This is a genomic window from Apibacter muscae, from assembly GCF_007845595.1.
GTDB classification, from domain to species: Bacteria; Bacteroidota; Bacteroidia; order Flavobacteriales; family Weeksellaceae; genus Apibacter; species Apibacter muscae.
Genome location: NZ_SELI01000018.1, coordinates 202077 through 227955, shown reverse-complemented (window position 1 = coordinate 227955; position 25879 = coordinate 202077). Strand labels below are relative to the sequence as shown.

The 25879-nt window shown below is 28.5% G+C and carries 27 protein-coding genes, 1 tRNA gene and 1 other RNA gene; 14 read left to right on the top strand and 15 right to left on the bottom strand.

Annotated features, from left to right (window positions below; translation table 11 throughout):
* Positions 1 to 98: 98 nt before the first annotated feature.
* Complete coding sequence (locus tag ETU10_RS06430) at positions 99 to 335, bottom strand: hypothetical protein (RefSeq protein WP_146310784.1); 237 nt, start codon at positions 333 to 335, stop codon at positions 99 to 101.
* A gap of 214 nt (positions 336 to 549) precedes the next feature.
* Positions 550 to 951, bottom strand: a transfer-messenger RNA (tmRNA) gene (gene ssrA, locus ETU10_RS06425).
* Positions 952 to 1306: 355 nt separating this feature from the next.
* On the opposite strand from ssrA, the gene ETU10_RS06420 reads away from it, so the two are divergent.
* The 4 genes from ETU10_RS06420 (at position 1307) to ETU10_RS06405 (ending at position 4028) form a co-directional block, all read left to right on the top strand.
* Entirely contained in the window at positions 1307 to 1747 is a 441-nt protein-coding gene (locus ETU10_RS06420) for a BT0820 family HAD-type phosphatase (RefSeq protein WP_146261736.1), read from the top strand.
* Positions 1744 to 2553 carry a type I methionyl aminopeptidase gene (map, locus tag ETU10_RS06415; protein ID WP_146310782.1) on the top strand — a complete coding sequence of 270 codons (810 nt, stop codon included), beginning with the start codon at positions 1744 to 1746 and terminating at the stop codon, positions 2551 to 2553. Before ETU10_RS06420 ends, map begins: the two co-directional genes overlap by 4 nt.
* A gap of 21 nt (positions 2554 to 2574) precedes the next feature.
* The gene (locus ETU10_RS06410) at positions 2575 to 3357 is read left to right on the top strand and encodes a class I SAM-dependent methyltransferase (RefSeq protein ID WP_146310780.1); all 783 of its coding nucleotides are present in this window, start codon (positions 2575 to 2577) and stop codon (positions 3355 to 3357) included.
* 125 nt (positions 3358 to 3482) lie between these two features.
* A complete protein-coding gene (locus ETU10_RS06405) occupies positions 3483 to 4028 on the top strand; it encodes an RNA methyltransferase (protein WP_146310778.1) in 546 nt (181 codons plus the stop codon).
* Positions 4029 to 4256: 228 nt separating this feature from the next.
* Here ETU10_RS06405 and ETU10_RS06400 read toward each other — a convergent pair.
* The 9 genes from ETU10_RS06400 to rsfS form a co-directional block, all read right to left on the bottom strand.
* Positions 4257 to 4330: transfer RNA gene (locus tag ETU10_RS06400), tRNA-His, on the bottom strand.
* Between the two features lie 38 nt (positions 4331 to 4368).
* Positions 4369 to 5085, bottom strand: coding sequence for a bacillithiol biosynthesis deacetylase BshB1 (bshB1, locus tag ETU10_RS06395; protein WP_146261740.1), 717 nt, complete (start codon positions 5083 to 5085; stop codon positions 4369 to 4371).
* A gap of 19 nt (positions 5086 to 5104) precedes the next feature.
* Complete coding sequence (locus ETU10_RS06390) at positions 5105 to 5413, bottom strand: hypothetical protein (protein ID WP_146261741.1); 309 nt, start codon at positions 5411 to 5413, stop codon at positions 5105 to 5107.
* Between the two features lie 145 nt (positions 5414 to 5558).
* Entirely contained in the window at positions 5559 to 5810 is a 252-nt protein-coding gene (locus ETU10_RS06385) for a type B 50S ribosomal protein L31 (RefSeq protein WP_146261742.1), read from the bottom strand.
* Positions 5811 to 5877: 67 nt separating this feature from the next.
* Positions 5878 to 6531, bottom strand: a complete 654-nt coding sequence (locus tag ETU10_RS06380) for a phosphatidylserine decarboxylase family protein (RefSeq protein WP_146310776.1) — start codon at positions 6529 to 6531, stop codon at positions 5878 to 5880.
* Entirely contained in the window at positions 6528 to 7382 is an 855-nt protein-coding gene (locus tag ETU10_RS06375) for a phosphatidate cytidylyltransferase (RefSeq protein WP_146310774.1), read from the bottom strand. Before ETU10_RS06375 ends, ETU10_RS06380 begins: the two co-directional genes overlap by 4 nt.
* Before the next feature lie 5 nt (positions 7383 to 7387).
* Positions 7388 to 7969 (bottom strand): hypothetical protein, encoded by a 582-nt coding sequence (locus tag ETU10_RS06370; protein ID WP_146310772.1) that lies wholly within the window; start codon positions 7967 to 7969, stop codon positions 7388 to 7390.
* 113 nt (positions 7970 to 8082) lie between these two features.
* Positions 8083 to 10080, bottom strand: a complete 1998-nt coding sequence (gene ftsH / locus ETU10_RS06365; protein WP_394344704.1) for an ATP-dependent zinc metalloprotease FtsH — start codon at positions 10078 to 10080, stop codon at positions 8083 to 8085.
* Positions 10081 to 10120: 40 nt separating this feature from the next.
* Positions 10121 to 10492, bottom strand: a complete 372-nt coding sequence (gene rsfS / locus ETU10_RS06360) for a ribosome silencing factor (RefSeq protein ID WP_146261747.1) — start codon at positions 10490 to 10492, stop codon at positions 10121 to 10123.
* Positions 10493 to 10610: 118 nt separating this feature from the next.
* On the opposite strand from rsfS, the gene ETU10_RS06355 reads away from it, so the two are divergent.
* The 4 genes from ETU10_RS06355 (at position 10611) to ETU10_RS06340 (ending at position 13826) form a co-directional block, all read left to right on the top strand.
* Positions 10611 to 11312 (top strand): biotin--[acetyl-CoA-carboxylase] ligase, encoded by a 702-nt coding sequence (locus ETU10_RS06355; protein WP_146310770.1) that lies wholly within the window; start codon positions 10611 to 10613, stop codon positions 11310 to 11312.
* 91 nt (positions 11313 to 11403) lie between these two features.
* Positions 11404 to 12753: a tetratricopeptide repeat protein gene (locus ETU10_RS06350; protein WP_146310768.1), complete on the top strand. Its 1350-nt coding sequence runs from the start codon at positions 11404 to 11406 to the stop codon at positions 12751 to 12753.
* Between the two features lie 30 nt (positions 12754 to 12783).
* Positions 12784 to 13422, top strand: a complete 639-nt coding sequence (locus ETU10_RS06345) for an acyl carrier protein phosphodiesterase (protein WP_146261750.1) — start codon at positions 12784 to 12786, stop codon at positions 13420 to 13422.
* Positions 13419 to 13826 carry a thiol-disulfide oxidoreductase DCC family protein gene (locus tag ETU10_RS06340; RefSeq protein WP_146310766.1) on the top strand — a complete coding sequence of 136 codons (408 nt, stop codon included), beginning with the start codon at positions 13419 to 13421 and terminating at the stop codon, positions 13824 to 13826. Before ETU10_RS06345 ends, ETU10_RS06340 begins: the two co-directional genes overlap by 4 nt.
* Here ETU10_RS06340 and ETU10_RS06335 read toward each other — a convergent pair.
* From ETU10_RS06335 to ETU10_RS06320, 4 genes are all read right to left on the bottom strand, one after another.
* The gene (locus ETU10_RS06335; RefSeq protein ID WP_146310764.1) at positions 13823 to 15649 is read right to left on the bottom strand and encodes a chloride channel protein; all 1827 of its coding nucleotides are present in this window, start codon (positions 15647 to 15649) and stop codon (positions 13823 to 13825) included. The genes ETU10_RS06340 and ETU10_RS06335 overlap by 4 nt on opposite strands.
* 26 nt (positions 15650 to 15675) lie before the next feature.
* The gene (locus tag ETU10_RS06330) at positions 15676 to 16497 is read right to left on the bottom strand and encodes a hypothetical protein (protein WP_146310762.1); all 822 of its coding nucleotides are present in this window, start codon (positions 16495 to 16497) and stop codon (positions 15676 to 15678) included.
* Between the two features lie 86 nt (positions 16498 to 16583).
* Complete coding sequence (locus ETU10_RS06325; protein ID WP_146310760.1) at positions 16584 to 17159, bottom strand: SPOR domain-containing protein; 576 nt, start codon at positions 17157 to 17159, stop codon at positions 16584 to 16586.
* Positions 17160 to 17285: 126 nt separating this feature from the next.
* A complete protein-coding gene (locus ETU10_RS06320) occupies positions 17286 to 19412 on the bottom strand; it encodes a hypothetical protein (protein WP_146310758.1) in 2127 nt (708 codons plus the stop codon).
* A gap of 147 nt (positions 19413 to 19559) precedes the next feature.
* On the opposite strand from ETU10_RS06320, the gene ETU10_RS06315 reads away from it, so the two are divergent.
* The 6 genes from ETU10_RS06315 (at position 19560) to ETU10_RS06290 (ending at position 25455) form a co-directional block, all read left to right on the top strand.
* Positions 19560 to 20477, top strand: a complete 918-nt coding sequence (locus tag ETU10_RS06315) for an ABC transporter ATP-binding protein (protein ID WP_146310756.1) — start codon at positions 19560 to 19562, stop codon at positions 20475 to 20477.
* Between the two features lie 2 nt (positions 20478 to 20479).
* On the top strand, positions 20480 to 21790 hold the full coding sequence (locus tag ETU10_RS06310) for an ABC transporter permease (RefSeq protein ID WP_146310754.1): 1311 nt from the start codon (positions 20480 to 20482) through the stop codon (positions 21788 to 21790).
* Positions 21791 to 21794: 4 nt separating this feature from the next.
* The gene (locus tag ETU10_RS06305) at positions 21795 to 22277 is read left to right on the top strand and encodes a VanZ family protein (RefSeq protein ID WP_146261758.1); all 483 of its coding nucleotides are present in this window, start codon (positions 21795 to 21797) and stop codon (positions 22275 to 22277) included.
* Between the two features lies 1 nt (position 22278).
* Positions 22279 to 23142: a diaminopimelate epimerase gene (gene dapF, locus ETU10_RS06300; protein WP_146310752.1), complete on the top strand. Its 864-nt coding sequence runs from the start codon at positions 22279 to 22281 to the stop codon at positions 23140 to 23142.
* A 366-nt stretch (positions 23143 to 23508) separates the two neighbouring features.
* A complete protein-coding gene (locus tag ETU10_RS11170; protein WP_185145066.1) occupies positions 23509 to 23673 on the top strand; it encodes a hypothetical protein in 165 nt (54 codons plus the stop codon).
* A 132-nt stretch (positions 23674 to 23805) separates the two neighbouring features.
* Positions 23806 to 25455 (top strand): fibrinogen-like YCDxxxxGGGW domain-containing protein, encoded by a 1650-nt coding sequence (locus tag ETU10_RS06290; protein WP_146310748.1) that lies wholly within the window; start codon positions 23806 to 23808, stop codon positions 25453 to 25455.
* Positions 25456 to 25879 lie beyond the last annotated feature (424 nt).

The following is a 25879-nucleotide window of genomic DNA, read 5'->3' as shown; positions in this document are numbered from 1 at the left end:
CTAATCTTAGCAAGGTAAGAATTGTTTTTTATTTCTTTTGCTATTTTTTGGTGTTTTTATGATACCGCTTGATTGTATACCAAAGTCTTTCCCATGATTTAAAATACTTGTAGTTTATCTGTTTTTATAGGGATTTCTTTCTCCCCATCCGTCAGCACAAAAGTTATATAGGTATTGGGGATATTGACCCGTATTTTTAATTGAGTATGGGCTTGGGGATTTTTTTCGTATATTTCTTTAAAAGCTTGGAAAATTGATTCTTCATTCATCACTATCTTCGCACCGTAAAGTTGTCCTTCTTTATTTCTCCAACCCATAGAGATATCTCGTGGCAAAGGTTTTTCTCCAAAATCTTGGAGAGGAAGTCTTATATATATATTAGATTAATAATAAGTTATATTTAGACCGCATTTGAAGGATAAAATCAAAAATATCTTAGAAATAGTTATAATTTTTTTTAATAAAAATAAAAATCGTTATCTAAATATTGTCTAAAAAATAATAGTCCGCATATCAACATGCAGACTATCAACTACTTAATATTCGATAGAGTGGAGCTGGAGGGATTCGAACCCTCGTCCAAACAAGCAATACATAAGCTTTCTACATGCTTAGTGAATTATTGATTTTCGTTTGTAAGCTGAGAATTCACACCCCAATTACAACTTAGTATCTTAATTTTTAAATGAGATCCGATACCTACCTCATTCTATCTCTACCTTCCTGTGCCTCTAAATCAAACGCCGTAGAGAAAGGCTTTTGAGAGACATTTAGCTTCCCTGCCTAGCAGAGAAAAATGCTTGGACTTACTGTAATTCAGTCGGATTAAGCAGCTAAAGCGTATTCTTCGTTGCCAGTTAAAGGTTTGTAACACTATTTTTACGAGATATTGTTACGTGGCTCGGCATGCTTACCTACCCATTGATCTTGCTGTCGAAACCAGTCAGCCCCAATTAAAACTTTGCAAAAATAAGATTTTTCTACCTATTTGTCTTAATTTAAAAAACAATTTTTAAAATTTTTAAGTCTCTTAACTTCAATTTCTTTAATTATTTATACAAGTTAAGATATTTAGCTTTATAAAACTATTAAATTTTTAATCAAACATTATTGAAAAACATATTGCAATTCCTATTTAAATTTTCTAATACGTATAATTATCTATAAATAAGAAATTGACTTTTTGTTAATATTTTTTATAATTTTAAATGGGATTGTATTTAGTGGGATAATATCTTTTTTATAATATTAAACCTTAAAGAATTTATTTACATTTGTAATAATATTTGATTACGAAGCTTAAAGTATGAATAATAAGATTATAGCCATTGATTTTGATGGCACTATCGTAGAAGATAACTATCCTGAAATTGGTAGGCCCCTGCTTTTTGCTTTTGAAACTATGCAAAAATTACAATCCAAAGGCTATAGATTAATACTATGGACCTATCGTAGTGGTAAAGCATTGGAAGAAGCTATTGAATTTTGCAGAAAAAATGGGATTGAATTTTATTCTGTTAATTCAAGTTATGAAGGAGAAGTTTTCGAAGAATCTCAAAGTAGAAAAATAAATGCTGATTATTTTATCGACGATCGTAATTTAGGTGGTTTCCCTGGTTGGGGGGAGGTTTATCAAATTATAAAAGAGAAGATAGAATTTGGTATAGAAGGAAGACAAATCATCCCTTATTCTAAAAAAAAGCATAGAAGAAAGAAAAGTTTTTTATCAAAATTATTTGGATCATGATACAACTAAAAACGAAAGAAGAAATAAAATTAATGTATGAAAGTGCCCAAATAGTTTCAAAAACTTTGGGGATTTTAGCAAAAGAAATTTCCCCGGGAGTATCTTTAATTCATTTAGATAAAATAGCGGAAGAATTTATTAGAGATCAAGGTGCAGAACCGGGTTTTTTAGGTTTGTATGATTTCCCTAATACTTTGTGCATGTCTCCGAACGATCAGGTTGTTCATGGAATTCCGAATAACTATATCCTTAAAGACGGGGATATTATCTCCATTGATTGTGGCGCATTAAAAAATGGTTATTATGGAGATCAGGCCTATACCTTTGCCGTGGGTGAAGTTGATTCTAGTATACAAAAAATGATGGATATTACCAAGCAAAGTCTTTACGCTGGTATAAAAAAATGTAAAAAAGGGAATTGTATTGGAGATATAAGTTTTGCCATTCAACTAATTTGTGAAAATGCCGGCTACGGTGTTGTTAGAGAATTGGTTGGACATGGTTTGGGTAAATCCATGCACGAAGATCCACAAGTACCTAATTATGGAAGAAAAGGTAGTGGAGCTAGAATAGATGAAGGTTTGGTGGTAGCTATTGAACCTATGATTAATTTAGGCACTCACAAAGTAAAATTTCATAAGGATGGATGGACGGTAACCACTCAAGATCATAAACCTTCTTGTCATTTTGAACATGATGTTGCTGTGGTGGATGGAATGCCTAAGCTTCTCACCACTTACAAATTCATTTACGATGCCTTGGGAATTTCTTCTAACGAAGAGGAAGAATTTATTTTTAATCCTTAATCCATTCTTCCAATATTAAGAATGAATAAAAAAATTTTTAAATATTTTTTAAACTTATTTCCTAGACCTATTCTGATTAAATTTAGCTATGCCATTGCTCCGATAATTTCAATCTATTATAAAGGAAATAAGTATACGGATCCTATTGATGGGAAGTCTTATCGTAAATTTCTTCCATACGGCTATGGAAATGTTAGAAACAATGTCTTAGCACCTGGAACATTGTCTTTAGAAAGACACCGTCTTATGTGGCTGTATTTACAAAGGGATACCAATTTTTTTTCTTCTAAATTAAAAGTTTTAAGTATTGCTCCCGAACAATGCTTTTTAAAAAGATTTAAAAGTCTTACGAATATAGATTATATTACTGCGGATTTATACTCTCCCATAGTTGATGTTAAAGCTGACATATTAAATCTTCCTTTTAAAGATAATGAATTCGATGTGATTTTTTGTAATCATGTATTGGAACATATTGAAGATGATGCCAAAGCTATTTCTGAACTTTATAGAACCATGAAACCTGGAGGATGGGGCATTTTTCAAGTCCCTATGAGATCTAATGAAAAATATACTTATGAAGACTTTACCATAACTAAAAAAGAAGATAGAAAATTACATTTTGGGCAGTATGACCACGTCCGATGGTATGGTTTGGATTATTTTAAACGATTAGAGAAAGGTGGTTTTCAAGTTGAACAAGTAAAGTACTACGAAATTCTATCTTTAGAGGAAATTAATAAATATGCATTGTCTCGGAATGAAATTTTACCCGTAGTTAGAAAACCTAAATTAGTTTTATAAAATTTCAATAATCATATATTATTATTGAAATCTATAAATAAGTTTTATTTTATTAGTACGAATTATTTATACAATTTCACATAACATCCTTTAAATTGTTTTATTTTATAAATTACAAATATTATATGTCTTTAGAAAAAAAAACAGAAAAACTTAAATTAGATGCTTTAAATAGAAAATCTATTGAAGAATTCAAAACAAGTGAAAAAATTCCTGTAGTTGTATTACTGGATAATATTCGCTCCATGAATAATGTAGGTTCAGTGTTCCGAACTTCTGATGCTTTTTCTATTAAGAAGATATTTTTGTGTGGTATAACTCCTTGTCCACCTCACAGAGAAATACAGAAAACTGCTCTTGGGGCAACTGAAAGTGTTGATTGGGAATTTTATGAAGATATATTACAACTAATTAAAAATTTAAAGAAGGAGGGTTATTTACTTGTTGGTATAGAACAAGTAAAAGATAGTATTCTATTACAAGATTTTACTATTAACTATAAAAATAAGTATGCTTTGATTCTTGGCAATGAAGTCGATGGAATTACAGATTCAATTCTGGATGAAATTGATCTGTTCGTTGAAATTCCTCAATCCGGAACTAAACATTCATTAAATGTTAGCGTTTGTTCGGGTATAATTTTATGGGAATGGTACAAGAACTTCATTTAATCAAATTTTCGCTAATTCATAGTGCTTATATAGCTCTTTAATTAAAATTTTTCTTGTAATTTTTAAAAATTTTAATTTTATATAAGTAATCACTATTTCATAAAATAGTTTCTCCAAATAATAATCTTATGTAATCATAGCATTCAATCATTTTTTAAAAAATTTTATTATTATTTGTATTTATAAACAAAAAGTGAGATTTATTTTATAAATCTCACTTTTTAATAGGGTGACCAATGGGTCTCGAACCCACGACCTTCGGAACCACAATCCGACGCTCTAACCAACTGAGCTATGGTCACCATTTAGGATTGCAAATATATAAATAGATTTCTTATTATCAAATAAAATTATCAAAATCTTTTAATCCTATCCAGCTTGCACTGGTAAAACCCTCCCCAGCATCACACCCCACTAGCCTACCCAAATTTTCAGCTCTGTAAATAATACTTTTTTTAAAATTTAATGAGGTTATAGGTGTATCTAATTCTTTTGATTCTGGATCATAAAATTGGGTTTTATATGCTAAACATGCTTGGACTTTTATATCTAAAAACCCAGAAATATCAATAACAAAATCTGGTTTTAGTTCCTTCCACTGGATATAGTTGAACGTATGCTTAGGTCTCCACCTCTCTTGAAAATTTCCATCCAATATCGTTTCAATTTTAGCCAGTCCCGATAAAAAAATTGAATCATTTACCAGCTTAGCAGCCTTTCCATGGTCTGGATGTCTATCTTCTATAGCATTAGCAAGTATAATGTTGGGGCGATATTTTCTAATAATCTTTATAATCTCAAGTTGATGAAATTCATCGTTCGTAAAGAAACCATCTTTAAATTTAAGATTATCTCTATAAAATACACCTAAAATACGACTGGCTAAATCAGCTTCAGATTTTCTTGTTTGATAAGTTCCTCTAGTACCTAATTCTCCTTGAGTTAAATCTAGAATACCTACTTTATAGTTTTGAGAAATCATTTTTGCTAATGTTCCTCCACAACCTAGTTCTACATCATCAGGATGGGCTCCTATAGCCAAAATATCTAATTTCATTCAAATATGTTTAAATTATCTATAAAATAGATTTAACTTTATTCATCAATCTTTCTACTCTAATCTTAATTTCAGGATTATCAGATATTTGCCAAGCACTTATACTAAAAGAATTGCCCTTAGTTCTAATCATAAGTCCAAAATCAGAGTTATTTGATGTCCATATACCTGGTGAAGAGGGTTCGCCAAATTCATTCTTTACCATATTCTCAATTAGAAGTATTTTATCATTTGTTGACTGTATTTCTTGTCTATACTTATAACGATCTTGAGCAAAGGTTATCATTGAAAGTAAAGCGAAAAATATGATAAACAGTTTTTTTTTCATAAATACATTTTTTGTTAGTTACATACAAATTTCAAAAAATATGGAAAAATTTTGTACCTTTATTTTAAGGTCAATAGTTATGCCATAAAAAACCCATTGTTAATTTTATAACAATGGGTATAAATTTTATTTTAATTGAATAAAGCTATTTTTTATAACTTTTATATTTGTTAAAAAACTTATCAACTCTACCAGCTGTATCAACCAATTTAACTTTTCCTGTGTAAAAAGGATGAGAAGTACTTGAAATCTCCATTTTTATTAAAGGATATTCCACACCTTCATATTCAATTGTATCTTTTGTATCTGCAGCAGATCTACAAAGGAACATTTCTTCATTACTCATATCTTTAAATACAACTAATCTATAATTATCTGGGTGAATTTCTTTTTTCATCTTTACTACGAATTTGGAATGCGAAATTATACTTTTTTTTATATATATACAAATACTATTTTAAATTTTATTTTAAACGTGCGATAATTTTCTCACCTCCATTCGGAATTTTATCGCCAACCTTAACTAAAATATCTGTTCCTAATGGTAAAAACACGTCTAATCTTGAGCCAAATTTTATAAATCCATAATCATTACCTGCAACAGCAGTATCTCCTATTTTAGGGTATAAAACTATTCTTCTAGCCATAGCCCCAGCTATTTGCCTAAATAAAATTTGCTGATTACATTCATTTTGCACCACAACTGTTGTTCTTTCATTTAACTCAGATGATTTTTCATGCCATGCTACTAAAAATTTACCTGGATGATATTTGGTATAAATAACCTCACCACTTACCGGATATCTACACACATGAACATTTAAGGGCGACATAAATATGGATATCTGAATACATGAGGTTTTTAAAAACTCTTTCTCATAAACTTCTTTTACAACGACAACTTTACCATCAACAGGTGCTACAATTTCATTGTTATTAGCTTTAATAAATCTTTTGGGATTTCTAAAAAACCATAGAATAAAAGCCAAGAGTGCAAGTGTCAGTATAAAAATAATTACACTCCAGTATTTAAATAAATAGATTGAAACTAAATTTATTATTAGAAATAGGATAACGCTTATTGTTATTATTTCTGTCCCTGCTTTATGAAACCTCATATTTTAGATAATATTAAATAATAGGTAAATACTACTGGAACACAAATAATGTAGCTATCTAATCGATCTAGAAGCCCTCCATGTCCTGGCATTAATTTGCCTGAATCTTTTACCTTAAATACTCTTTTTAACTTTGATTCTGCTAAATCTCCAATGGGTGCAAATATAGATATTAATAAACTAATCACTATCCAATTTCCTTTTAATATTTTTAAATTGTATTCAATTAATATTCCCGCAACAAGTGTAAAAAATATGCCCCCTAACAATCCTTCAATTGATTTATTGGGAGATATTTTAGGAGATAACTTTCTCTTTCCAAATTTACTTCCTATTATATATGCAAAACTATCACTAACCCAAATTAGTAAAAAAATATAGAATACCTCAGAAGTGTAGTCTCTATAGCTGTTTGGTAATGCTAGTGATAAACCAAAAGGAACCCCTAAATAGGCTAAGACAAAAATTAATTTGGATGAATCTGAATATAGTTCATTGGAATACTTAAAAATAGTAACAATAGATAAAAAAAACAACAAGAGAGTTAACAAATAACGTATATACAATGACGATATGTAAAAACTATGGTTGAAATAATGGATGGATGAATAATAATATAATATGAATACAACTGCTATTGTCAATAATTTATAGATAAATGTTGAATACTTTAATAGTTTTATACATTCTACTAAACAACAAAGTAAAAACAGAGAGTTCAATATATAAAATAATAAACCTGCATTTATCTTAATATTAAAATATGTATATGAAAAATCCGAAAATATATTATTTGAACAAATAAAAATTAGGAATATATATATTAATCCTGAAAAAGTACGCGTTAACATTTAATTTAAGCTATATATGATTCTTCAACTAATAACAGATATAATTTTCGTGTGGTTGATAAACCACTAAATCCTTGAACTTGATTCCCATGTATTGTTGTAATGTTTGAGGGCAATTTTTGTTTTTTAGAAACTCTAATCTTTTCCAATCCTTCACTGGAAGAACTAATTATTTGATCTGGACTTGCCCACACTATAATTTTATTAGGAAGATCTGATTTTTTTAGATGTGAAATTTGATCTGATGATACCATTACTGAACCATCTAAAGTTACTAAATATTCACAATTTATAAATGCTATGTCTTGCTTTCCATTACATATTGGGGTATTATTACAATCCAACACATTTAACATTGATATAAGTTTAGGATTCAGACATAATACTTCACTTATATCTTCAACGATTAATATATTTTTCAATGTTTGTAGTGCTTCACTTTCATCATCGTTATAAAAGAACATTCCTCCAGCACTTTTAAATTTTTCAACAAATATTACAGATTGATCTTCTTCTTGATTAACAATATTCCAGTCTAAAATTTCATCTTTTTTTTTCTTTCCAAATATTTTATCTAAAAAACCCATCAATCCTGCAATATTAAATCTAAAAACTTAGTTTTCTAAATTTATAAAATAAATTTATTAACCTTAACTATTAAATCTTTTACTAATATTTATAGGAAAGGTTAACGATATATTTATATATGATAATCTGAAGAATTATTATTTTCTTTAGTTGTATTATCATCTTCTATTTCTTGAGAAAAGGTTTCCTCTTCAAATTTTCTTTTACCAAAGATTTCTTCTAGATCATCTTTAAAAATTACTTCTTTTTCAAGCAATTTATTAGCCAATTCAGTTAGCTTATCCTTATTCTCAAGAAGTATTTCTTTGGCTCTTTCGTATTGATTTTCAATAATTCTTGAAATTTCTTTATCAATAATCTCGGAAGTTACTTCAGAATAAGGTTTAGTAAATCCATATTCATTCCCTGAACTGTCATAATAAGAAATATTGCCTATTTTTTCACTTAATCCATAAATAGTTACCATAGCGTTGGCTTGTTTAGTAACTTTTTCCAAATCCGACAATGCTCCGGTAGAAATGTCACCAAATATTACTTCCTCTGCTGCTCTACCTCCTAATGTAGCACATATTTCATCAAACATTTGCTCTGTAGTTGTCAATTGTCTTTCCTCCGGAAGATACCATGCAGCTCCTAGTGAACGACCTCTAGGCACAATAGTTACTTTTAATAAGGGCGCAGCGTGTTCAACCATCCAGCTAATTGTAGCATGACCGGCTTCATGGAAGGCTACTCTTTTTTTCTCATGCGGTTTTATAACTTTATTTTTCTTTTCCAATCCTCCAATAATTCTATCTACTGAATCTAAAAAATCTTGTTTACCTACGCTTTCTTTACCTTTTCTAGCTGCTATTAATGCTGCTTCATTACATACATTTGCTATATCTGCACCACTAAACCCAGGAGTTTGTTTAGCTAAAAATTCTATATCTAGATTTTCATCTAGCTTTAGTGGTTTAAGATGAACTTGAAATATTTCTCTTCTCTCGTTCAAGTCTGGCAAATCTACATATATAGATCTATCAAAACGCCCCGGTCTTAATAAAGCTTTATCTAGAATATCCGCTCTATTTGTTGCCGCTAAAACAATCACACTTGTGTGGGTTCCAAAACCATCCATTTCAGTCAATAACTGATTTAATGTATTCTCCCTTTCATCATTAGAGCCGGTAATATTATTTTTCCCACGTGCTCTACCTATAGCATCTATCTCATCAATAAAAATTATGGCTGGGGATTTATCTTTGGCTTGTTTAAACAAATCTCTAACTCTAGAAGCTCCAACGCCTACAAACATTTCCACAAAGTCTGAACCTGATAATGAGAAAAAAGGAACATTGGCTTCACCTGCTACAGCTTTCGCCAATAAAGTTTTACCTGTTCCTGGAGGACCTACTAATAGCGCTCCTCTAGGTATTTTACCTCCTAATTTGGTGTATTTTTCAGGTGTTTTAAGAAAATCTACGATTTCTTCCACCTCTTCTTTTGCTCCTTCTAATCCTGCTACATCTTTAAAAGTTACTTTTGTATTATCATTCTCATCAAAAAGTTTGGCTTTGGATTTTCCTATACTGAAAATTTGACCACCCGCTCCGGCGCCACCGCCCGCCATTCTCCTAAATAAGAAAAACCAAATTAATCCAAAGAATAATATTGGTATCAATAATTGTAATAAAATTCCGCTCCAAGGGCTAGAGTTTTCAAATTCAATTTTAGTTTTAAGACCTAATTTATCTACATCTTCATTGAATTGTTTTTCAAACAATTGTTTATCTCCTGCTACAAATGTAAATTGTGGACTGTCTGAGATTTGACCAAAGGGATTTAAACTTTGACTTTCCTTTCCTACAACTTCTGGATTTTTTTTAGCTTCATCGGTTAAATAAACTTTTACTTCTGATGTGGCATTTAGAAAAACCACACGACTTACAAACCCTTTTTCTAAATAGTTGAAAAATTTTGCTTGATCAATTTTTGTGTTTCTCCCAGAAAATAAAAATTCTTGCGAAAGCAATAAAACTGCAAAAACTATTAAAATCCCATAAAACCAATTAAATGTAAATGGCTTTTTATTTTTATTATTTTTTTTATTTTTATTTGTCTCCAAAATATTAACTAATTTTTAACTGTGCTTAAATAATTATAAAATGCTAATTTTCAACTGATATTTTCTTAACTTCCACATCTCCCCATAAACTTTCTAAATCATAATATTCTCTAAATTCAGGCTGAAATATATGGACTGCAATAGATACATAATCCATCAACACCCACTGTAAATTATCTTTTCCCTCAACATGCCATGGTTTTTCTTTTAAACTTGTCCTAACATTTCTTTCAATTGAATCTGAAATGGCAGAAACCTGAGTATTGGAAGATCCCGTACATACAATAAAATAATCTGAGATTCTGTTTTCTAATTGTGTAAGATTTAAAATAGTTATATCGTATCCTTTAACATCTTCAATCCCTTGAACTATTGCATTTAGCAACACTTCTTTGTCAACTTCTGTATTAATCATGCATTAATCTCTAATCTAAATATTATAATTTTTGAATTTTAGCAAAAATAGTCATTTATAATATTTAATTGTCTTTATTTTTAATAATTTTAACTTTATAATTTATATTTCAAATGTTATGCCACTAGAATATTTATTACATACAAGCTCTACAAATGTGTTTTTAAAAGATAATTTGGATAATTATAAAGTAAACTTTTCTGGAGTGTACACTTTTAATCAAACTAAAGGCAAAGGAGTTAATGGGAGTTCTTGGCAGTGTGAAGCCAACAAAAATATAGCCCTGTCATTTTGTCTAAATCATAAAACAATGTCCAATCCCATAGATCTAAGTTTATGGGTTGCAGTAGTTATGAGAGATTGGGTTATGGATATACTTGAAAACAATGATGTTTATATAAAATGGCCCAATGATATTGTTGTCAATGAAAAAAAAATTTGTGGAATTCTAATTGAAAAACATAAAGAATATTATATTATTGGAATTGGTCTTAATGTTAAGCAAACAAATTTTAATAATCTTTATACCGCTACTTCACTTTTTAAAGAAAACAATTTAAAGGATTACAACTTACATCAACTTGTTGATCAGCTAATTAATAGTTTTAAAACTAACTTATCATTATTAAAAGCCCCAGATGTGCTTCTTAATACTTATAATGAATATTTATTTGGCAAGAATATAGGAAGGGAATTTATTATTAACGAAAAAGTAATTAAGGGTATTATTAAAGAGGTAGATCGAGATGGACTATTAAATATTCAATTCAATAATACCATTGAAAGATTTAGAATGAAAGAAATTTCTTTTATTTTGTGACTTAATGATTTTTCAACAAGTTATTATTTAAATAATTATAAATGAGATTTTTTAACTAATTTTACCTACCAACGATTAGAAATTAATATTTGTGGAAGACTTTTTTGATAATGATTTAGTTAATGAATTTGAGAATTTATTAGAGAATAATAAGTCAATTTATTTTGACTCTGATGAATTTAACGAAATTATCACTTTCTATTTAGATATTTATGATTTTGAATATGCAAATAAAGCATTGTTGATTGCATTAAATTTATACCCTGAAAGCCTTGATTTAAAAATTAAGCAGCTGGAGTATTACGTAGGCGTAGAAGACCTTGAAACAGCTTCCACTTTTATTGAATCATTAAAAGACTATTGTTTTAACAATAATGATTATTTAATAGCTTCTGCTAGATATTGGTCTTTAAAGAAACTACATCATAAGTCAATTGAACTTTATTTAACAGCTTTAGAAAACCATGAAGAAGAAAATTACATTTACAATTGTATAGGAAATGAATATCTGGAATTGAATAAACCTAAGGAAGCTTTAGAAGCATATAAAAGCGCATTAAAATTCAATTTAAAAGATGATTATGCATTATTGTCCTGCATTCATTGCTATGAAGTTAGTTTCGAATATAATAATTGCATAACATTTTTAAATGATTATATAGATAATAATCCTTACAGTGAAGAAGCATGGTTTCAGCTAGGTTTGCAGTATTTAAATATTAATAATTATAAACAGGGTTTAATTTCTTTTGATTATGTAATCATAATAAATCCTAAAAGTATTGCCGGTTATTCTCAAAAGGCTTTTTGTTACGAAAAGCTTGAACTTTGGGATAAAGCAATTGAAACTTATGAAGAATCCTTAGCTTTTGATGATACTGCTGCTTTTACATTCTTAAAGATTGGCTTAGCTTATAATAAGTTAAAAAAACATGACCTTGCCATGAAAGCTTTTTATAAGTCTACTAAAGAAGATCCACAATTTGACAAAGCTTGGTTTGAAATTTCTGATCTTTTTGATCTAATGAATGACCAAGAAGAAGCACTTGTATTTATAAAAAAAGCTTTGGAAATTGAGACTAAGGAAGTAAGTTATTGGAAAAAATATGCGTACTTAAATGTACAGTTAGGAAATTACCAAGAAGCCTCTGATGCCTTTGAAATTATTATAGATCTAGAACCAGACACTTTTCATAATTGGTTGGCATACTCAGAATTATTAATCAATATGAAAGAATATTCTAAAGCGATTATAATTTTGAAAAATAGCTTAAAAACATTAAATCGAGCAGAAATTTATTATCAACTTGGAAATTGCTATTTTTTAATAAATGACATAGAAAAAGGTAATAATTGTTTAAAAATGGCACTAAAATTGAATCCTTATATTAATATTGAAATGAAAGAAAAGTATTCCATACTTTTAAAAAATAATAAATAATTACTGAAGACTAATATTTATTAGTATTATATGAATATTGTAGCTCACCAATTTTTATCTTTTAATATACCCGATATTCAAATAGGTAATATTTTGGGTGAGGTTGTTCGTGGTAAAGATTACCAAAATTACCCACAATCTATAGCTACCGGAATTCTTTTACATAGACATATAGATTCTTTTACAGATAGCCATCCTATTGTAAAAGAAACTACAAGTATTTTTCATAAATCTTATGGTAAATTTGCACCCATAATTACAGATGTAATTTATGACTATTTTTTAATTAAAAATTGGCATCTGTTTTACAAAGAACCTTTTTATGATTTTAAAAATTCTTGTTACAACCTTGTCAATAGTTTAGAAATACTTGTTCCTAAAAACTTAGAAGTATTCTTGATCTCTTTGATTAATGATGACTGGTTTGATAAGTATAAATCCCTAGAAGGTATTGAATGGACTTTACATAATTTAACTAAAAGGTCAAAATTCAAACATCTTATTCAAGATATGGGATATTCTATAAAAGAAATTTATCTCCAAGAAAAGAACATTGAAAATCAATTTTTATTATTTTTCCCTGAATTAGAAGAGTATTGTAAAGAGTTTATTATTAGATTGATGCCTAATTATGAAAACTTAGTTAAGGAATATAGTGCTAAAAGATGATGAATAGTTACATTGTATTTTTTGATGGGATCTGTAACCTTTGTAATTCTTGGGTGAAATTCATAATTAAATATGATAAAAAAAATAGGTTTAAGTTCGCTTCACTTCAATCAGAAATTGGACAAAATTTTTTAAATGAGAGGAATTTATCTTCACATTCTTTTGACTCTATTATATTATATCAACCCAATTCTGCCTACTTTTTAAAAAGTGATGCTGTTTTACAAATTTTTAAATTGTTAGGTTTTCCTTTTAGTATTCTAAGTATATTTTACATTTTCCCTTCTTTTATAAGAGATAAATTGTACTCATTGATTGCAAAAAATCGATATAAATTTTTTGGTAAAAGTGAAAGTTGCATGATGCCGAATCCTGAATGGAAAGATAAATTTTTGACTAACTAATCTTCAGAAAAATCTATTATTAGTTTTCTATACTTTTGAAGTAGCTTGGATTTGGAAAGCATTCCTAGATATTTTTTATTTTTAACCACTGGCAAATACCAAACATCATAAGTATCAAATAAGTTAAATATTGCTTCGTTATCTCCTTTTAAAGAATTTATAACTGCTGAGGAAGGGGTTACTATATCTTTCACTTCCAAACCTTCGTATTTTTCCTTATCCAACAATAGCCCCATGATTTCATCCAATTGAATAACTCCTAAATAATCTCCATTATCATCTTCTACTATAAATAAATTCCGATTTGATTTTGGGATTATTTCTTTAATAAAATCTACCAATTTCATGGTTGATTTAACAACTATAAAATCCCTTTCAATCAGATTATTTATATTCATTCTTAAAATAGCTTCTTTATCTTTATTATGAGTAATCATTTGATTCTCTTTTTTTAGATGATAGGTATAAACAGAATACTTATCAAATCTATATTTGACTAAATATGCTGTTGTAGCGGTAATTATAAGTGGAAAAAGTAAACTATAACCTCCCGTAATTTCTGCTATTAAAAATATAGAAGTAATTGGAGCATGCATAATACCAGCCATAACTCCAGCCATTCCAACCAGAGTAAAATTATGCTCTGATAATTTAATCAAGCTTAACTTAGTAATAATTTTTTCGAAAATATACCCTAAAACACCTCCGGTAAATAGTGCAGGTCCAAAAACACCACCAATTCCCCCTGAAGCTGTTGTAAAACTACTAGCTATAACTTTGATAAATAAAATTGATAATAGAAATAGTATTAAAAATAAATTATTATCCTTCCATGAATTAAATAACGAGTTTTCAATGATTACATTAGGTTTATCACTCATTAAATGCTGTATGCCAATATAACCTTCTCCAAAAAGTGGTGGAAAAATAAATATTAGTATACCTACACTTAAACCACCTATTATTGCCTTAAGATATATATTCTTTTTTTGCGCAAACCTTTTTTCAATATATCTACTAAATTTAATAAAGTATACGGCATAGAATCCACATATAATACCTAATAATATATAAAATGGTATTTTAGATTTATCAAAAGGTTCAAAAACTGCAAAATAAAAGGAAATATCATCACCTAAAAAAAAGTAGGAAACTAAGGCTCCTGTAGTGGCTGAAATTAGTATGGGGATTATAGACCACATACTTAAATCAATCATTATAACTTCTAGAGAAAAAATTATAGCAGCTATTGGTGCTTTAAAAATTCCTGCAACAGCCGCTGAACATCCGCATGCAATAAATAAGGTTCTTAATTTAATGGGTAAATTAAACTTATCCGCAACATTTGCTCCTATAGCAGCTCCAGTATAAACAATAGGTGCTTCAAGACCAGAGGAGCCTCCAAAGCCGACGGTAAGACTACTGGATACTATTGAACTGTAAGTATTTTTGATATTTATTCTACTTTTATTTTTAGATATAGCTGCTAAAACTTTTTCAACACCATGACTAATGTTTTCTTTTACAAAAAACTTTATATACATAACCGTTAAAAGTATACCAATGGCAGGTAGAAAAATTATCCAATAATTAGAATAAGAAATACCATTTCTATGATAGATTAATTCTTCTGTAAAGCTTACTAGATTTTTTAAAATTACTGCACTTATTCCTCCAGTTAATCCTATAATAATGCTAATAATATATACAAATGCTTGGGGATTAGTAAGTAAAAATTTTCTTGCTAATAAATTAGCTTCTACTCTTATTCTTTTAAAAAGGAATATGATTATGAATAATTTATGTTTTTTTTTTCTTCTCATTTAATTACAACAAACCTTTAAAACCTTTATTCATTACTAATAATATCTTCTCCCAAAATATTTTTATATACTACATATACCATTACCAATGTAAATGGAACTGATAATGCATAAAGTAACATAAAACCAAACAACTGCCCAATAATAGTACTTAATACGAAGGAAATCAAAGAAATCATAAGCATTTTACCATAATTAATTTTAGCAATTTGTATGCTATATTTTAATGCCTTACTTAATGAAATATTATTTATGGCAATAAAGGCTCCTGCCAAATATAAAAAAGGCGAAAAAATTAACATTGGAAGATAAAAAAATACAATGCTAATTGCTATTGCTATATAATATATGACACCTAAAATAACCAAATTAAGAAATCTTTGTCCTTCAAAATTTCGAATCAAATCTTTAAATGTAGCTAAACCTACCGTATCTTTTTTATAAGCACAATAAACAACTCCGGCTGAAAGTGGAAAAATTATAATTTTTGAAAAAATTAAAATTATAAATCTTTGCATAACGCAAAAATTACTTAAATAAGAAAAAAGTAAATTTCTTGCACCCATTAATGCCTCTTGACTTTTAACAACATCTCCTTTCACAAATGTGTTAAGTAATACCATATAGGATTGATATATTGTACTGTCCAAATCTGCTAGATCAAAATAACTGGTAAAAAATTGATATACTAGCACTAATACACTGGATGTAAATAGAACAGAGAATATACCAAGAAAAAGTGTCTTAGTAAATAGAGAGAATGTTTGTGATAATATTTCTTTTATAGGTAGTTGATATTTATTTTTCTTTAAGTATTGAATTTTTTTTTCTATTTGATCTACTATCATATACTAATAATTTTTTTTCTATTTTTTTTAAATATAAAAAATGACCAGAAAAACTGATCATTCCTATCAATTTATCTTATCCCTTTTTACTTTGCTCTGTTGCAGTAAATCCTCCAATTGATAACCATTGCAGAGGGATAGGTTTGACGTATTTTCTTTAAATCTGCTTGTGCAGATTCTTTTTTAAAATAATCTCCGGCTAAAAGTCTCCAATCTGGTCTCAAATAAGTCTTTTCAACTCTTAAATATGGGAATTTGGATCTAAAATCTGAAATCATTGAATTAATATCTTGTTCACTTTTAGCTTCTCCTACTTTAATCATATAGCCTGGGATGTCCCTTCTGGAACCACATATATTCTTAGGATTTTCTTTATTGACAGTTCTAGCACTATTTGTATTTGAAGAACTAGTTTTAGTATTTACAACTTTAGAATTATCAATCTCACTAATATCACTCCTTGAAGTACTAACTTTAGCTGGAATATTGGATTTGGGAACTTTTCTACACAATTGATCTTCATTAATCAAATCAATTATCTCTTTATTAGCTTCAATCGTTAGAGATCCTCCTGTAGCCGAATCAACCTTAATGATTTTTTCTTGCCCATTATAATAATGGATACTTAATAGTAATAAAATAAAAAATAAAAAATTTTTCATTAACTTTAGTTGTTTATATACAAAATTAGTCTTTTAATTTAATTCACAAATATTTCCATTTAAATATCACTCATTAAAATATGATAATTGTACTTAAACATTTAGATATTTTTTTGGATTTAAAATTTAAAAGATAGTGAATGTTAATTTCATAAATAAATTATTATCAAAATTCCCTTCATTATATGCACCTATTCTATAATAAAATCCTAACCCAAAATAATAGATGATTCTATTAAATTCAACGCCAATTTCTTGGTAGTATTTATTGGGGGTATTAAAACTTCCTTTAAATCGATGTAAAACTGTATGATCTAAATTCCCAACTAATCCTTTGTATAGAAAGGAAATATTTATTTTTTTTAAATTAAATAAATTTATATTACTAATATTGTGCGTTAAATAGAAAGCCGTATATCTATCTGCGAAAAAATTTTCAGGAATCATTGTTTCGAAAGTATGATAACCGAAAGAAGAAAATCTTTTCCAAATGTTACTTCCTTTCTTCGCATCACCAAAACTTCCAAACATATTCCATAAAGGCGTATCTCCGAATACTAAACCAGATTCTATGAATAAATTACTTCTTCCCCATGAATTGTTAATAGACATATCTAAAGATAAATTTAATTTATCATATTCTAAAGTAGATCCCAATAAATTCCAAGCTCTTAAATAATTTAAATATACATATACAGGTTTATCTTTTATAGTGATTTTCCCTTTCGGGGTTAGCATATATTCTGCAAATGGAGAATACTTTATCTTTAGTTCTGTAGTAAATTGATCAAACCAACGAGATTTATTAAAATTTTTAAACGAATACTCATACTCCGATTTTTGTTCTTCGTAACCCAAGATTAAATTGGTCGTTATTTTCTTAAAAAAATCTTGTTGATAGGAAATTTTACCGCCTCTATATTTATAAAACACTGAATTTTGTATAAAATTCAGTTCCTGTTTTATATCCCTTAAACTTTCCGGGTATCTATTTATAGAGCGACTAAAGGGATTTACATCTGCAAAAATTTGTAAGTTTATTTTTCTTTCTACCTCCTTATTCAATAAAAATTCTGTACCTATACCTCCATTTAAATCTGTACTTTTTGTTCCATAACCTAAATACCCATACCATGAATAGTGGGGATTAAATTTAAAATTAGTCTTACCACCTAACTGAAATCTAAATCCCTCATAATCATTATAACTAGCAAGACTTAGCAAATTTAAATTTATCTTGCCTACCGGTAGTACTCCTCTATTTAAATTCTGAGATAAATTAATTTTTTTTTCTATGGGATATATATGAAACAAAGTAGAAAATTCATAGGTGTTTTTCTCTTTTTCAGTAAGTGGATAATTTCTATAGGTGGATAATTTGTTAAACGAATCTTTTGAATAATCCTCCATCAATTCATAGGTATAACCTTTAAATTCCTGCTTTGAAAAATTTTCTTTTTTTCTTAAGTTTTTCACTGAATTTTCAATTACAATCCAAGGCCCAACCATCTTTTTACTAACTTTTAATTCCCTTGGCAAAAAAGAAGCTAAATCAATAGCTCTAAGTTTAATTTGATTGGATTGTGACGCAGTATACCAAATATTTTCGTAAGGTTTCCATAAATTCTCAAAGGTACGAGTGTACATTTCATTGTATTCTACCCCCGTATATTTGGTTACTGCATAAGTGGCTGAATCTATATATAGTGTCCCCCTCTTACCATTTATAAATAATTTTTTTTTGGCGGTGAATGAAAAAATATAGTTTTTTTTATCTTCAACCCAAGTGCTATCAATTAATCTAAAATTATATTGAGAATATTCATGGCTTAAAATTGAAGGAAATTCTTCTTGAAAATCAGCTTGCTTAAAAAGTTCTAAAAAAGGCTCTTTAAATCCAGATACCGCATCAGCCAAAATTAGTTTCTTGTCTCCCGAATTTTTCTCATGTTTAAATTTCGTAACCCTTTCCCCGATCAGAATTAATTCTTCTCTTGTATTTTTATTTCGATCTATGGAATCAATATAAGCCGATAAGTAATCGTCAATAAAATACTTTTGATATAAATCGTATTCATAAGATTCTAAACTTGACACACTATTGACATTCCTATTTTCTCTTACTTTCTCAAGTATTTTACTTGCATAATTTCCATGAAGAATTGTTTCTGCATTTGAATTATATTTTTTTTTATTCTGTGCTCCCACTAGGGTTGAAATAAAAAATATGAAATAGATAAAAGTATTATTCATGCAGAAGATTTTGCAATGCTCAAACGAGTTATTTTCTAGATTTTAACCTAATTTTTAAATCGTAACAAATATAAAATTTTAGTTTTAATTTAATTTTAAGATATAAAACTTTTAGTAATTTTGGCTATTGATTTTATTAGTTTCTTTATGAATTATTTTATTCAAGCAGAAAATATTACCCGAGCTTACGAAGATAAAGTGGCACTTGATAATTTTAGTATACAAATTCCTAAGGGTTCTATTTATGGAATTTTAGGTCCTAATGGAGCGGGCAAGACCACATTTATAAGAATCTTAAACCAAATAACTAAACCAGACAGTGGTAAGCTATATTTCAATGGGGAACCTTTACAACCTAAACATATAGCAGAGATTGGTTATATGCCAGAGGAGCGAGGACTTTACAAAAATATGAAAATTGGAGAACAAGCCCTGTATCTGGCTCAGTTGAAAGGCATGAAAAAGTCGGAAGCGAAAAGTAAACTTGAATATTGGTTCGACAAATTAAACATTGAAAAATGGTGGAGTAAAAAATTAAGTGAACTTTCTAAAGGAATGGCTCAAAAAATACAATTTATTGTAACCGTTTTACACGATCCTAAATTACTAATTTTTGATGAACCTTTCAGTGGATTTGACCCTGTTAACGCTAATATTATAAGGAACGAAATTTTAGAACTAAAACAAAAAGGAACAACTATTTTATTCTCTTCTCACCGAATGGAATCAGTTGAGGAATTGTGTGACTATGCAGCTTTAATAAATAATTCTAAAAAAATATTAGACGGATCTTTAAAGGATATTAGAAATAGATTCAAAAAGAATAAATTTAATATTTCTCTTACTGAAACTTCAGAAAATGAAATAAAATCTCTCATTAATGAACAAGAAATAAACAATCTTACGTTTTCAGACGGGATTTATAATTTTTCAATTCAAATTCCTACCGATAAAAATTCGAATGCTATAATTAATGAATTATCAAAAAAGGGTACTATAATTTCCTTTTTCGAAGAAATACCAAGTATGAATGAAATATTTATTAATGCTGTAAATTCAAAATAACTATGAGAAATATTTTCTTAATCATGCGTAGGGAATTTCTTGTACAAGCAAGAAAAAAATCTTTCATTGTTATTACTGTTCTTGCTCCTATACTATTGCTTTTAGCAGGAAGTGCTATTTCATATATTTTTAAGTCTGATGATCCAATCTCTAATATTGCGATTATTGATGAAAACCAACTATTTAATAACAGCTTTAAAAATACTGATAAAGTTTTTTACGAATACCACACCTCAAATGATTTCAATGCGTTAAAAGACTCTCTAACTAAAACCAATCATTTAGATGCCATTCTTCAAATTTCAAAAGATCATAAAGATCCTCTTTTATTAAACATTGAAGATAAAATTAAATTATATTCAAACAAGACCTTAAATCAATCCTTACTACATACTTTAGAAAATAATATTAATAAAACCATTGAATACAACCGTAAGTTACAACTGGGCATTAGCCAATCAAACATTGATCTTATCAAATCTAACATATCTTTAACTAGCATTAATCTAATAAATGGGCATACCAATGCAAATACAACATTAAAAGAGATTATATCCTTATCTCTTATGTACATCATACTTATGTTTACAATTATTTATGGCACTAGGGTGATGAGAAGTATTATGGAAGAAAAAAATAATCGTGTGGTTGAAATTATTATTTCTTCGGTAAAACCTTTTCAATTGATGTTAGGTAAAATTCTAGGTACAACTTTAGTTGCTCTTACCCAATTTTCAATTTGGATTTTAATAACTCTAAGCATTATTTTTATTGGTAATTATTTACTAGGAGATAGTGTTATAGTTACACCTCAACAGAATATATTTCATGCGATTTTTAGTTTAGAAACTCAGCTACAAATAAAAGAAGCCTTAACTAATTTATTAGATTTGAATATTCCTTTAATCGTATTTATTTTTCTATTTTATTTTTTTGTGGGTTATCTATTCTATAGTTCTTTTTTTGCTGCAATTGGAGCAGCGGTTGATAATGACACAGAAACTCAACAATTCTTACCCATAGTAGTAATTCCATTACTTATTGGGGCTTACGGTTCCATAAGTATTATAAACAATCCAGATAGTCATGTAGCTTTTTGGCTTAGCATAGTGCCATTTACAGCCCCTATGGTTATGGTTACACGGTCTTTTTACGACATACCTACCGGTGATTTACTTCTATCTATGTTTTCAATGATTATTTCTGTATTTATAATGATTTCCATAGCAGGAAAAATATATAGGATTGGAATTTTGATTTATGGAAAAAAGGTTACGCTAAAAGAAATTATAAAATGGATCAAACAATCCTAATGAAGTGAAGAATTTTTTATTAAATAAATACCCTAAGATTCAATTAAAAGTAAAACTCTTAGTAAAATTCCTATTCATTTTTTATTGTATTTATTTAATTTACCTTTTATTCTTCGGATTTGGAAGACCACCCTTATTTAATGATACCAAAGCTGAATACAATCTAAGACCCTTCCATACTTTAAAATTCTTTTTAAATTTAGATAAAAATAAACATTGGGAATATTTTATGATTAATATAGCTGGAAATATTTTCATTTTTATTCCCTTGGGTTTTTGGCTATCTTCAAAAGTAAAAGAATTTTTATATTTTAGTATATTCTTTATAATTATCATATTCGTAATTGAACTTTTACAATATATAACCCAAACGGGTACTGCTGATATTGATGATATTCTACTAAATTATATAGGTGGAATTGTAGGATTTTTACTTTTAAATTTCTACAAAAAGCATATTTTTGAATTTAATTCTACAAAAAAATAAAATGACTATAAATAGTTTTGTAAAAACCCAAGGACTAGGAAATGAATATATAGTACTTGATGAGAATAATATAACTTTCCCTTTAACAGAAAAAGCAATTCAAACCATCTGTAATGTAAACTTCGGCATAGGATCTGACGGTATATTAGTTAAAACACATTCTGAAAAAGCGGATATCGGTCTTAAAATATTTAATCCTGATGGCTCAGAAGCTGAAAAAAGTGGAAACGGATTAAGAATCTTTTGTAAGTATGTTTATGACTACCAAATTATAAACAACCAACAATTTACGGTTGAAACAAAGGGTGGCATAGTGAATGCCACTATACAGGAAACCAATAATAATAGAGCTTCTATTGTTACGGTTGATATGGGGCAAGCTATCTTTGCCTCTCCTCTAATTCCTACCTTATTTGAGAGCCAAGAGGTACAGGATCAAATGATTCAAATTGAAGATAAAATCTTTAAAGTAAATTGTGTTTCTCTAGGAAACCCTCACTGTGTAATTCTTAAAGATCATTTAGAGATTGACGAGATAAAAAAATATGGTCCTTTAATTGAAAATTTTTCAAAATTTCCAAATCGAATTAATGTGCAATTTGCTAAAATAATAGATCGTGAAAATGTTGAAGTCTTAATATGGGAACGTGGTGCAGGATTTACCTTAGCTTCTGGCAGCTCCTCTTGTGCAGTAGCTAGTGTTTTAAGAAAAAAAGGGCTTATAGATCATTTAGTTACCATACATATGCTCGGAGGTTCATTAACCATAGATATTAGTGAGGAATTTAATATTCGGATGACTGGAGAAGTAAAGCAAATATGTGATGGAACTTTTCATGAAGAATTAATAAATAGTTTTGTCTGATTTTAGAATATATTTTTTTAAGCAAAAAATAAATTAATAATCAATAATTAAATATAAGAATTTTTTAAAAAAATATATAAAGAAATAATATTAGCATTAATATTTAATTTATTGTGAATTTTATCAATAAAAGGCATTTTTATTTACATTATTTTAACTAAAACATTATTTTGTTAAAATAATTTCAAAATATATGCGATCTATTTTACTAGCACTTTCTATAACTTTTTTAACTTATATACAAGGGTGGGGACAAATAGATATAAACACAGATGTTCCAAATGCAACGCTTGACATCGTAAATGGCAATGAAGCTGCCCCCCAGGAGTCATTGCTCCAAGAATATCATCGGAAGATTTGTATTCCATGGCACATAAATATACCAAGGAACAAAACGGTGCCATTGTATATATAATAACGCCATATTCTGGATCTGACGAAAGCTATAAATTGGTTGACTCTCCCGGCTATTATTACTACAATTTTTCAAAATCCATGTGGATTCCTTTCAGAGGTGATACAGAGCCATAGAATAATATAGAAACAGCTACCACAGCAACCTCAAATTCACAAAACATATATCAACTCGGCAGTGTTGCCGTAGGAAACTCATCTATAGACAAAAATGCTCAGCTAGACATTTCTTCATCCAGCAAAGGAGTATTGATTCCTAGATTTACCATTTCTGAAAGAAATGCAATAAAAGAGCCTTCCAATGGTTCATTAATTTTTAATAATACAACCAATTGCCTTAATTATTTTGTAACAGAAATAAATAGATGGCTAAGCTTATGTGGAGATCTTGGACCTGCGAATCTTACCTTATTAAGCTGTGATGCTCCTACTGGTCCACAGGGAAAATATAAGGCTGGAACAAATATAACTGGAAATACTACCAATACCTATACCATTGTGGTTAAAGTTGATGAACCAGGTTCATATTCCATTGTAGTCAATACTACCAATGGATATTCATTTAGTAACTCAGGAACATTTACTCAAACTGGTGAATTTACTATTGTTTGTGCTAGGCAAGGCACACCATTAACAGAAGGCGAAGATATACCAACAATTATGATTAATTGGGCACCTTCAATAATAAATTGTAAATTGCCTCCTATATCCGTAGATCCAGCAAGTGCAAAAGTTACAATTTCCGAATGTGAATCTCTTAAAGCTACAGGTAATTATTTTTCTGAAGAAACATTATCCTCCTCTACAAATTTTATAGATATACCAGTAACTGTAATTGGTGAAGGAGCTTTTATAATGGAGACTAATTCCGTTAATGGATTTGTTTTTTCTTCTAATTCTATAATTGTAAGTCCTGCTACAAAATCTATTAGATTATATGCTACAGGTGTACCCACCAACACTGGTAATTATACATTTAGCATAAATGGATATACGTGTACATTTAATATTCTCGTTACTACTAATTTAGGCACCTTTAAAAAACCTGCGGATAGATGCTCTAGTATACTTGAAAAAGATCCTAGCTCAGCGGATGGTTACTATTATATTAAGGGTGGAACAAACTCCTATAAAACTTATTGTGATATGACGGGAGGAGGATGGACCTTAGTTAAGTCTTATTCTGAAAAAGCCGTTTTAAATAGCGGTACCAAGTGGACAGCCAATGCTGGTTTTAATATTAATGACCCTACAAATGTAATCACAACTGAAACGGGTGTGGTAGATCTTACTGCTTTTAGACTACCATTGTCCGTAGTTCAATCCATATCTAGCGAGAATAAATATAAATTTCTAATTAAACAAGATATTAATGCTGCTCCTTCTAAGGATCTCTGGGCTGTAGATAACTACTTAATTACTAATATTATCTCGGGTGGAAATCCAACTACAGGAGATTATACTTCTCCTGGATTTACATCAGAAGGAAAACTTTTTAGTTATTCTTTAACAAAACCAACAGCAGGAAACAGAACTCATATTTACAATGGAAAAAGCTATACCAATACCAACGGCTTCTGGAATCAAGGCTTTTTTGCTGGATTTTATGGTGCTAATGGAGGCGCTAGCTCTTCAACTTCTGAATCATTAGCCTTTACAACTCCAGATGGAAGTGTAGATTACGTTTTTCCGTATTATATTAATGATTTGTGGACTTTGTACACTCCGGAGAATCAATTAAATCATCATATTGGCAAATGTAGAGTAGCTAATAATTCAACTTCTGCGGAGGGTCCCGATTATGGAGGCCTTGCAAACTGTTCTGGCAACCTTAACTACAGAACTCCACATACCTTCAATAATGGAGAGGGAAGAATTATTCAGTCTTACATAAAATAAATTATATCTCTATAAAAAAAGGGCTTTATTCAAATAAAGTCCTTTTTTTTTATTTTAATGCATTTTATTATAGAATTGAAAAATATACTATCACAGTATTCTATTATAAATTCATAAAAAAAATCTATATGTAAAATAAAATTATTGCTAGAACTTGAATTAATTATTGAAAAATATAATTTTATGATTAAACTCTAGATAAATATACCAAATAATCTTTTTTTTAAATATTTGATAATCATAATTAATTTAAAATTTTTACAATATTTTAAATTGTTCACAAAATAACTAATAAATATTTTTGTATAAAATATTTATTAGTTATTTTGATTAAATCATTCACTGTATTTAGTATTTTATATTTTATTATAAATAACAATAAATAATTATTTTATATTTTTATGGTATAAACTCAAAAGCATTA